We start from the raw sequence: 9,095 nt of genomic DNA on the forward strand, positions 1-9,095 counted from the left end.
GGCAAAGGCGGTGCGATGGCAGAGAGCAGCGAGGGTCCACAAACACGGACCGGCAGCAGTACTCGGATGATCGCGATCGCGGCGGTACTCGCCGCGATACTCGCGCTGGTGGTCGCGCTCGGCCTGGTGATGCGCGCCGACCAGGGTGGTGACGACAACCCTTCGGTGAATCCGATGGGCTCCGACGCCAACGGTCTCCCGATCGCCGGGACCGATCAGGACCAGGAATTCGCGCCCCCGTGGCCGGCCAGGCGGGTCGGCGGGAACTGCTCGGCCGGTGGCATCGTCGCGCATTGGCGCGTCCACGACGACGGCAGTTGGCAGTGCACGGTGACCACCCCCGACGCCCTGCCCCCGGCAGCGGCCCCCGCGCCGCCGCCACCTCCGCCCCCGCCGCCCGGAACCGAACCCGCCCCCGGGCCCGTGCCTGTCGAGGCACCTCCGCCGCCTGCGTTCGAGCCGCCGCCGCCTCCGCCGCCTGCCAACGAGCCGCCCGCCTACGAGCCGCCGCCTCCGCCCGAGCCTCCGCCCCCGGTCTTCGAACCCGCCCCCGCCCCGGCGCCGCCCCCGCCCCCGCCGCCGCCCCCTGTCCTGCAACTCCCGTTCCCCCTCCCGCCGATTTTGCTCCCACCCGCGGCGGCCGTCCGGCCCTGACCGGCGGCGGGTCGATCCCCGTGTGCCGCCGATGTCGGTGAGACTGGTCAGCTATGGACCAGTTGGTGCTGACTCTGGTGATCCTGCTCGCGGCCGTGCTCGCCGAACCACTCGGCGCGCGCCTCGGTCTCGCGCCGTCGATCCTGATGACAGTGTTCGGCTGCCTGCTCGCGCTGATTCCGGCCGTGCCCAGCCTGCACATCCCGCCCGAGCTGATCCTGCCCCTGGTCCTGCCGCCGCTGCTCTACGCTGCCGCGCGCCGCACGTCATGGCGGCAGTTCGCGGAGAACTGGCAGATCATCGCGTTGCGCGCGGTGGGGCTCGTGATCGTCACCGCGATCGCGGTCACCGCGGTCTTCCACGCGTGGAATCCCGCCACCGCGGTCGCCGCCGGCCTGGTGCTCGGCGCCCTGGTCGCACCGCCCGACCCCGTCGCGGCCACGTCCATGGCGGGCAGCCTCGGCCTGCCACGCCGATTGATCGTGACCCTCGGCGGCGAAGGGCTGTTCAACGACGTCACCGCGATCGTCATCTACACGGTCGGAATCCAGGCAGTGGTCACCGGCCTGTTCTCGCCGTGGCACGCGCTCGGTGACTTCGCGATCGCCGCGGTGGTCGGCGTCGCCGTCGGCCTGCTGCTCGGCTGGCTCGGCAGCAAGCTCACCAAGTATCTGGACACGGCCACCGGTCAGGTCGCGGTGAGCCTGCTGCTGCCCTTCGCCGCCTACGGCATCGCCGAGCACTGGGAGGGCTCGGCGGTCCTCGCGGTGCTGGTCTGCGCGCTGTACCTCACCGATGCCGTGACCGAGATCGGCGACCGCGACTATCGGCTGGTCGCCGACTCGTTCTGGGACATCACCGAAATGCTCATCACCGGTTTCGCCTTCGCCCTGATCGGCCTGGAACTGCGGGTGGTCATCGACACCACCGGACACAACTGGCCCGGACTGGCCGGGGTCACCGCCGCGGTGATCGTGGTCGTCGTCGGATTGCGCCTGGCTTGGCTGATGGCCACCTGGGCGATCAGCAGCAAACTACCCAACACCGACGAACCGTTCACCTGGCGCGAGGTGATCGTCACCTGGTGGGCGGGCATGCGTGGGGTCGCGACGGTGGCGCTGGCACTGGCCGTGCCGTTCACCCTCGACACCGGCGCCGACTTCCCCGCCCGCTCGGAAATCCTGTTCATCGCGTTCGCGGTCGTGCTGTTCACCCTGCTCGTACAAGGCCCGACCCTCCCACTGGTGGTCCGCCTCACCGGGGTGCACGCCGACACCCGCCAGGAACGCGCCGTCGAACAGGCGCTCTGGACCAGGGTCGTCAATGCCGAACTCACCGAACTCAAAGCGATCGCCGCCCGCGACAACCTTCCGGAGGACGTCTACGAGGACCTCAAGGCGCTCCTGCGCCGGCTGTCCGCCAAAGCCGATCCCGAGGCGGCCGATGCCGATGCGAAAGCCACGCTGGACAAGGAACGCAAACTCGCCTCCCAGATGCGTGCGGTCCGTGCTGCCGTCACCGAGGCGGGCCGTCGGGAAGCCCAAGCCGCTCGTCGCGAACCCGGCATGCCCCCGGATGTCGTCGACCGCGTCACCCGCCGGCTCGACCTCGGCCCGATGCATTGAGCGCGCACCGTTTCCGGCACGGTCGCGCGCCGACCTGCCCGGGGCTCAGCCGATTCCCAGCGAATCGGTGGCGGCACCGATTCCGTAGGTGATCGCCATGGCCAGCGCACCGCCGAGCACCACTCGCAGCACCGCGCGTCCGAGATTGCTACCGCCGAGCCGCGCACTCACCGACCCGGTGATCGCGAGGGCGATCAGCACCGCGGCGAACGTCACCGGTACCCGCCATGCGGTGGGCGGCAACACGATCGCCAGCAACGGCAGCAGCGCACCGCAGGTGAACGCGATCGCCGAGGAGATCGCGGCCGCCCACGGGTTGGTCAGCGAGCGCGGGTCGATGCCGAGTTCGGCCTCGGCGTGCGCGGTGAACGCGTCGTGGGCGGTGAGCTCGGCGGCCACGGTGCGCGCGGTGGCCGGGCTGAGGCCCTTCTTCTCGTAGATCCCGGCCAGCTCGGCCAGTTCGAAATCGGGTTCATCCGCCAGTTCTCGGCGTTCCTTGGCGAGCAGCGCCTTCTCCGAATCCCGCTGCGTGCTCACCGACACGTATTCGCCCGCGGCCATCGAGATCGCGCCCGCCACCAGTCCCGCGATGCCCGCGGTGAGGATCGTCTGGGCGTTGTTCGTGGTCGCGGCGACGCCGACGACCAACCCAGCTGTGGAAACGATGCCGTCGTTCGCGCCGAGCACTCCGGCACGCAACCAGTTCAACCGGGTCGCAAGACCTTCGGTATGCGGCTCATGCGGATGATCTGACCGGGGCGAACCCCCGGCCTTCCGCGGACGACTGTTCTCTGCGGGCGAGTCCGGCACCCGCTCAGCCTAGTGGGCACAACCAGCAGATCATCGGCTCGCCGCAGACAAGTCGGCCACCGCTCAGTTCCGTCGGGCAATCGGGGAATCAGCAGTGGCCGCCAGGGCCGCGCGCAGCGTGTCGGCCAGACGCACCGCGAGCGCGATCACGGTCAACGTCGGATTGACGTGCCCGTTCGTCGGAAAGACCGAACTGCCCGCGATGTAGAGGTTGTCCACCCCGTGCACCCGGCAGTGCTGGTCCACGACCCCGTGCCGGGGGTCGGCCGACATCCGGGTGGTGCCACTGGGGTGCGCGCAGTCGGTGAGCGGTAGGGGATCGGTGCTGTCGGGCAACGCCGTGGGAACTACTTGCGGCGCGGGCAACCCGAGCCGGGCGAACTCGCCCACGAGCAATGCTGTCGCCCGGCGCACCGTTCGATCCTCCTGATCGCTGATCCGCCAATCCACTTGCGGCAGCGGCATTCCCAGCGGGTCGGTGCGGGTCGAGAGTCGTACCCGGCTGTCGGCGTCCGGTGTCTGCTCCACTACCGCCCGCACCTCGACATGGACCAGCCGGTGTGGCAACCCGGCACCGTCGGCCGATCTGCGCCGCGCACCGCCGGCCACAAGTCCGTTGTCGGACAGCATGGTTCGCAGGTCCTGCCACCGAACCCGGCCGCGCAACAACCGCTTCGCCGAGTCCCACGGATCGTCGTCGGCGGTGATCTCCTGCAACCACAGCGCACAGTTCACCAGTGACTCGCGCCGCTGCACCGCGGGCGACAACGCCATTCCGTGCAGAAAGGTGTGCTTGCCCCGTGCGCTCTTCACCACGTACTTGCCGAACCGATCGAGCGCTGCCCGGGCTTGCGCGGGGCGCAGCGTCGCGACCACGCCGCTGCGATGATCCATCAGGCATCGCCCCACCTGGTCGTACCGATTCCCGATCCCGCCCACGACGGTGCGCCGCGACGCCAGCAGCAGCCGTGGTGTCGCGATTCCGCCCGCGGCCAGCACGAACACCCGCGCCTCGACAGTGCGTACACGGCCACCCGCTCCGGTCACCTCGACCGAATTCACATGCGCGCCGGTGGTATCGGTATCGATATGGGTGACCGTCGCGTTCACCAGTACCCGCGCGGTCGGCGCGACGATGTCACGCACCCGCGGTCCCCACCGTTTGCAGTCGAACCGGTTGGCCGGGTCGCGGCTGAACTGCCAGAAGCAGGGGCGCAGCGCGGCGGTGTCGAGCGCGTCGGCGGGTGCTTGCCGCCCGGCCAGCGGCCAGAATTCGTGCTCGGTGAAGCCGGTGCCGTGCCCGAGCCCGGCGTGCGCGGCGGCACGGTCGGCGAAGGGGCGCAGTGCGCCCGCGTCGATCGGCCAGCCGGAGCGGGTGACCCAGGGCCGAGTGGCGAAGTCGAGGTCGTCGAGCACGCCACAGCGCCCTGCCCAGGTGTGTGAGCTGCCGCCGAGCACCCGGTTTCCCGCGATCCGGTGCGGTTGCGCGCGCGGTGCGCCGATGTTCTCGATCGCGGCGAATGCTCTGTCGTCCGCGGTGATCTCGTGTCCGCCGCTCTCCAGCACCAGGACCCGCAGTCCGGCGGCGGCGAGTTCGGTGGCCACCGTCAGGCCCGCAGGGCCCGACCCGATGACGCAGATCTGGGTGCGCAACGCGTCGTCACCGACGGTGCGCAGATCCTCGACAAGCATCGGCGGTCCTCTCACCGGCGGTGCCCCCGCACCGCTGTTCTCACTGTAAGAGCAGCGCCATCGTGTGTCAGTCGGTCTCGCAATGCTGATTGACAAAAGCCCTGATGTACCCGGCGGATTGGCGCACATACATATACGACCAGAACCCCAGCCCCGATTCCGACGGGCTGGCGACCATGGTGATCTCGCCGTCGTAGCACTTCTCCACGATGTACCTGGCGCGCGACACATGCGGCGTGAAGGTGACCACGATGATGTGGTTCCACCCGTAGATCTTTGCGCGCCGGACGATTTCGCGCGCTTCACCATCGGTGGTCCACGGGTCGGGCACGAAACACGAGACACGGAAGGCGAATCGGCCGCCGCAGTACTTGTCCATCATCGGGTCATCGGCGCCGGTGGACTGCGAAATCAGCACCTCGGGGGCGAGTCCGCGCTCGGCGAGTTCGATGCCGAGGTCGAACCGCTCGTACGGGGTGCCGCCGAGCACCACGATCACGTCGGCGGGCCGCAGCGGGTCGATCTGGGGATGCACGAAGACCGGCCAGCCGGCGAATGCGGCAGCCAGCACGGTGACCAGTGCGCCGACGAGCAACCATCCCGCACGCCGAAAGATCGACACGGCACCGACGATACCGAAATCTCCACGACGGCCGCCGGGCCCGCGATCGAGGCGGACCACACGCTCTTCTGCCGCGGTCCTCCACCAGGCACACTGGAGCCCATGACCGATACCGCCGTTGCCCCCGAACACCTCGACGTCGTCATCGTCGGCGCCGGGTTGTCCGGCATCGGGGCCGCTTACCGGCTGCAGACCGAGCACCCGCATCGCAGCTACGCCGTCCTGGAGGCGCGCGCCGACCTCGGCGGCACCTGGGACCTCTTCCGCTACCCGGGCATCCGCTCGGACTCGGACATGTTCACCCTCGGCTACCCGTTCAAGCCGTGGCGCGCGGCCCGCTCCATCGCCGACGGCGCCGCGATCCTGGACTACATCCGCGAGACCGCGCAGGAGAACGGCATCGACCGGCACATTCGCTTCGGTGCGCGGGTGATCGGCGCGGATTGGTCATCGGCGCAGGCCCACTGGCGGCTCACCATCGCCCACGAGGGCCCCGACGGCCCCGAACTGAGCACTCTGACCTGCGGTTTCCTCTATGCGTGCGCCGGCTACTACGACTACCAGCAGCCACACGCCCCCGAGTTCGCCGGTCGCGACACCTTCGCGGGCACCGTCGTGCACCCGCAGTTCTGGCCTGCCGACCTCGACACCCGCGACAAGCGGATCGTCGTCATCGGCAGCGGCGCCACCGCCGTCACCCTGGTGCCCAACCTCGCGGCCGACGCCGCCCACGTCACCATGTTGCAGCGCAGCCCCACCTGGATCAGCGCCGTCCCCGGCCGCGACAAGCAGGCCGACAAGCTCCGCGCGCTGCTCCCCGCCGGTCTGGCCCACCGGCTGATCCGGACCAAGAACATCCTGTTCAGCGTCGGTTTCTACCAGTTCTGCCGCCGTCGTCCCGCCGCCGCGCGCAAGCTGCTCACCGACCTCGCCACCCGCATCCTCAAGGACGACAAACTCGTCGCCGAACATTTCACTCCCGATTACGACCCCTGGGACCAGCGCCTGTGCGCTGCCCCGGACGCCGACTTCTTCAAGGCGATGAAAAAGGGCAAGGCCTCGGTGGTCACCGACCGGATCGACGCCTTCGTGCCGGAGGGGATCCGGCTGGTGTCGGGGGAGACGCTGCCCGCCGACATCGTGGTCACCGCCACCGGCCTGCGCCTGTTGGCCTTCGGCGGCATCGCACCCTCGGTCGACGGCACCCCCGTGCCCCTGGCCGACCAGTTCGTCTGGCAGGGCGCCATGCTCACCGGCCTGCCCAACTTCGCCATCTGCGTCGGCTACACCAACGCGTCCTGGACCTTGCGCGCCGACCTCACCTCCCGTTTGGTCTGCAAAGTCCTCACCCACCTCGACCGCACCGGCAGCGCCGCGGTCGTCCCCGAGCCCAAGGGCGCGCTCGCCGAACGCCCACTGCTCGACCTGAACGCCGGCTACGTCTTGCGCTCCATCGCGGCGTTCCCCCGTCAAGGCGACCGTCATCCGTGGCGGGTCAGGCAGAACTACCTGCTCGACGCGCTGATCACCCTGCGCACCGACCTCGGCAAAACCCTGCGACCGGTGCCGCGCCGGGTAGCGGAGTTCACCCGCAACGGGTGAGGCGCGGGGTCCGTCGGGTTTCTACCGTTGTCGTGTGCCGTGGTGGCACGTGGCATTGACCTGACGGAAAGGCCCAGCGATGACAGACACGAATCAGCACCGGGTGCGCGACGGAATCGCGGCAGGAACCTCCATCGGCGCTGGCATCCTGCTGGCGGTTGTCGGTGTCCTGCAGATTTTCCAGGGAATCTCCGCGGTCGCCAACGACGATCTCATCGTTGTCGGACCGGAGTACACCTTCCAGTTCGACCTCACCAGCTGGGGCTGGTGGCACATCGTTCTCGGTGCGATCGCGGTCATCGTCGCGATCGGACTGCTGGCCGGTCAGACGTGGGGCCGGGTATCGGCGATGGTGATCGCCGCCCTGTCGATCATCGCCAATTTCCTGTGGCTGCCCTACTACCCGTGGTGGTCGATCCTGATCATCGCCATCGACATCGTGGTGATCTGGGCGGTGGCCACCTGGCGACCGAACAACGCCTGAGCTGTCCTGATCCATCCGACCGACGCCGCCCCGGATCTTCGAGGCGGCGTCGGTCGTCTCAGTAGTCGAGTGCCGTTTGCCCCGACTCGGCGTCGCCGAGCGTGTGGATCAGATGCGATGAGAGCCGTTCGCCCAGGACCGCGAGCTCGGCTTTCTGCGGATCGTCGAGCCCGTCGAGCACCAGCTTGCGCACCGCGACCAGGTAGTCCGGTGTCGCCTCCACCACCTTGGCCTGCCCGCTTGCGGTGAGTACCGCGTCGATACCGCGCCCTGATTCCGTCGCTTCCCGCCGCGCCCAGCCCACCCGCTCCAGCTTCGACACCACGTGGGAGAGCCGCGAAATGGACCCGTGCCCCCGGGCCGCGAGCATGCTCAACCGCATCCGGCGTCGCGGCGCGTCGTGGAGCAGGGCCATGACCCGGTACTCGAAATGGGTCACGCCGAACTCTCGTTGTAGTCGTGAATCGAGTGCGCTCGGTACGCGCATCGAGAGGGTGACCACCGCGCTCCAGGCGCGACGCTCGACCGAGTCGAAATCCTCTATCACCTCGGCCTACCTTCCACCCAAGTGTTAGCTATGAAATTGCTGAACGAGGGCAAACTGTATATCGGAGGGCGGGTTCTGTCTATGCTTGTCGCGTCATGAGGCCAGGTGGAACGTGTGTTATAGATCATCCACGGCCTGGACGAATGATCAGTTGCCATCCGATCGCCGGGCATCCACCCTCGGCGAGTGCGATGTTCGCCGACCAGCGCGTGGCTTGAACCCGCAGCACCGCGGTGGGCGTGAGCTGGGGAAATGCTGAATCTTCCAGGCGATTTGACTTCGCGTTTGTCGGCACGTAACTTTATTCCAGTCAGAGCGACACGGACACCGACTCAGCCGCCCAGCGGCCGAGACACGAGGTAGTACGATGAGCGCCTGACTGACTGCGTGTTCAGAGGAACTCGGTACGGATTTGCTTCCGGCCGGTTGTCTGAGCTAAGTTTGAACCCTTGCCTCACCGAAACCCCTCCGAGAAGTTGTGGGTAGAAGTGTGTGCGTGTGTTCTTTGAGAACTCAATAGTGTGTCGATGAATGTCAGTGCCAATAATTATTATTGGTTCCAATCTTTCATGTACCCCCCGGTCGTGGGAGGTTGGACATTGAACAACAGCGAATCTTTTTGCTGGTGTTCGCTTTGCTAGGTTTTCGGACTCTAGTTAGATAATTTTGATTCGCTCTCTTCGGAGGGTTGTTTCGAGAGTCTTCAACGGAGAGTTTGATTCTGGCTCAGGACGAACGCTAGCGGCGTGCTTAACACATGCAAGTCGAGCGGTAAGGCCCTTCGGGGTACACGAGCGGCGAACGGGTGAGTAACACGTGGGTGATCTGCCTTGCACTTCGGGATAAGCCTGGGAAACTGGGTCTAATACCGGATATGACCACTGAATGCATGTTCGGTGGTGGAAAGATTTATCGGTGCGAGATGGGCCCGCGGCCTATCAGCTTGTTGGTGAGGTAACGGCTCACCAAGGCGACGACGGGTAGCCGACCTGAGAGGGTGACCGGCCACACTGGGACTGAGACACGGCCCAGACTCCTACGGGAGGCAGCAGTGGGGAA

The 9,095-nt window shown here is 67.7% G+C and carries 8 protein-coding genes and 1 rRNA gene; 5 read left to right on the forward strand and 4 right to left on the reverse strand.

Going from position 1 to position 9,095, the window contains the following annotated elements; all coding sequences use genetic code 11:
• The first annotated feature begins 15 nt into the window (after nt 1–15).
• Both ACFVVI_RS34810 and ACFVVI_RS34815 read left to right on the forward strand, forming a co-directional pair.
• Nucleotides 16–654 carry a hypothetical protein gene (locus ACFVVI_RS34810; RefSeq protein ID WP_387449136.1) on the forward strand — a complete coding sequence of 213 codons (639 nt, stop codon included), beginning with the start codon at nt 16–18 and terminating at the stop codon, nt 652–654.
• Nucleotides 655–707: 53 nt separating this feature from the next.
• A complete protein-coding gene (locus tag ACFVVI_RS34815) occupies nt 708–2,279 on the forward strand; it encodes a Na+/H+ antiporter (protein WP_378996619.1) in 1,572 nt (523 codons plus the stop codon).
• A gap of 45 nt (nt 2,280–2,324) precedes the next feature.
• Here ACFVVI_RS34815 and ACFVVI_RS34820 read toward each other — a convergent pair whose 3' ends face one another.
• The 3 genes from ACFVVI_RS34820 to ACFVVI_RS34830 all read right to left on the reverse strand — a co-directional run bounded on the left by ACFVVI_RS34820 (nt 2,325) and on the right by ACFVVI_RS34830 (nt 5,403).
• The gene (locus tag ACFVVI_RS34820) at nt 2,325–2,987 is read right to left on the reverse strand and encodes a VIT family protein (RefSeq protein ID WP_378996617.1); all 663 of its coding nucleotides are present in this window, start codon (nt 2,985–2,987) and stop codon (nt 2,325–2,327) included.
• Nucleotides 2,988–3,152: 165 nt separating this feature from the next.
• Nucleotides 3,153–4,781 carry a GMC oxidoreductase gene (locus tag ACFVVI_RS34825; RefSeq protein ID WP_387449140.1) on the reverse strand — a complete coding sequence of 543 codons (1,629 nt, stop codon included), beginning with the start codon at nt 4,779–4,781 and terminating at the stop codon, nt 3,153–3,155.
• 67 nt (nt 4,782–4,848) lie between these two features.
• Nucleotides 4,849–5,403: a YdcF family protein gene (locus tag ACFVVI_RS34830; protein WP_378638999.1), complete on the reverse strand. Its 555-nt coding sequence runs from the start codon at nt 5,401–5,403 to the stop codon at nt 4,849–4,851.
• Nucleotides 5,404–5,505: 102 nt separating this feature from the next.
• Between ACFVVI_RS34830 and ACFVVI_RS34835 the strand changes: the two genes are divergently transcribed.
• Both ACFVVI_RS34835 and ACFVVI_RS34840 read left to right on the forward strand, forming a co-directional pair.
• Nucleotides 5,506–7,005, forward strand: a complete 1,500-nt coding sequence (locus tag ACFVVI_RS34835; protein WP_387449143.1) for a flavin-containing monooxygenase — start codon at nt 5,506–5,508, stop codon at nt 7,003–7,005.
• Nucleotides 7,006–7,084: 79 nt separating this feature from the next.
• Nucleotides 7,085–7,489: a hypothetical protein gene (locus ACFVVI_RS34840; RefSeq protein ID WP_378996611.1), complete on the forward strand. Its 405-nt coding sequence runs from the start codon at nt 7,085–7,087 to the stop codon at nt 7,487–7,489.
• Between the two features lie 58 nt (nt 7,490–7,547).
• Here ACFVVI_RS34840 and ACFVVI_RS34845 read toward each other — a convergent pair whose 3' ends face one another.
• Nucleotides 7,548–8,036 carry a MarR family winged helix-turn-helix transcriptional regulator gene (locus ACFVVI_RS34845; protein ID WP_379314216.1) on the reverse strand — a complete coding sequence of 163 codons (489 nt, stop codon included), beginning with the start codon at nt 8,034–8,036 and terminating at the stop codon, nt 7,548–7,550.
• Nucleotides 8,037–8,739: 703 nt separating this feature from the next.
• Between ACFVVI_RS34845 and ACFVVI_RS34850 the strand changes: the two genes are divergently transcribed.
• Nucleotides 8,740–9,095, forward strand: a 16S ribosomal RNA gene (locus ACFVVI_RS34850); the annotation flags it as partial.

The sequence above is a fragment of the Nocardia sp. NPDC058114 genome (assembly GCF_042884695.1).
Taxonomy (GTDB): domain Bacteria; phylum Actinomycetota; class Actinomycetes; order Mycobacteriales; family Mycobacteriaceae; genus Nocardia.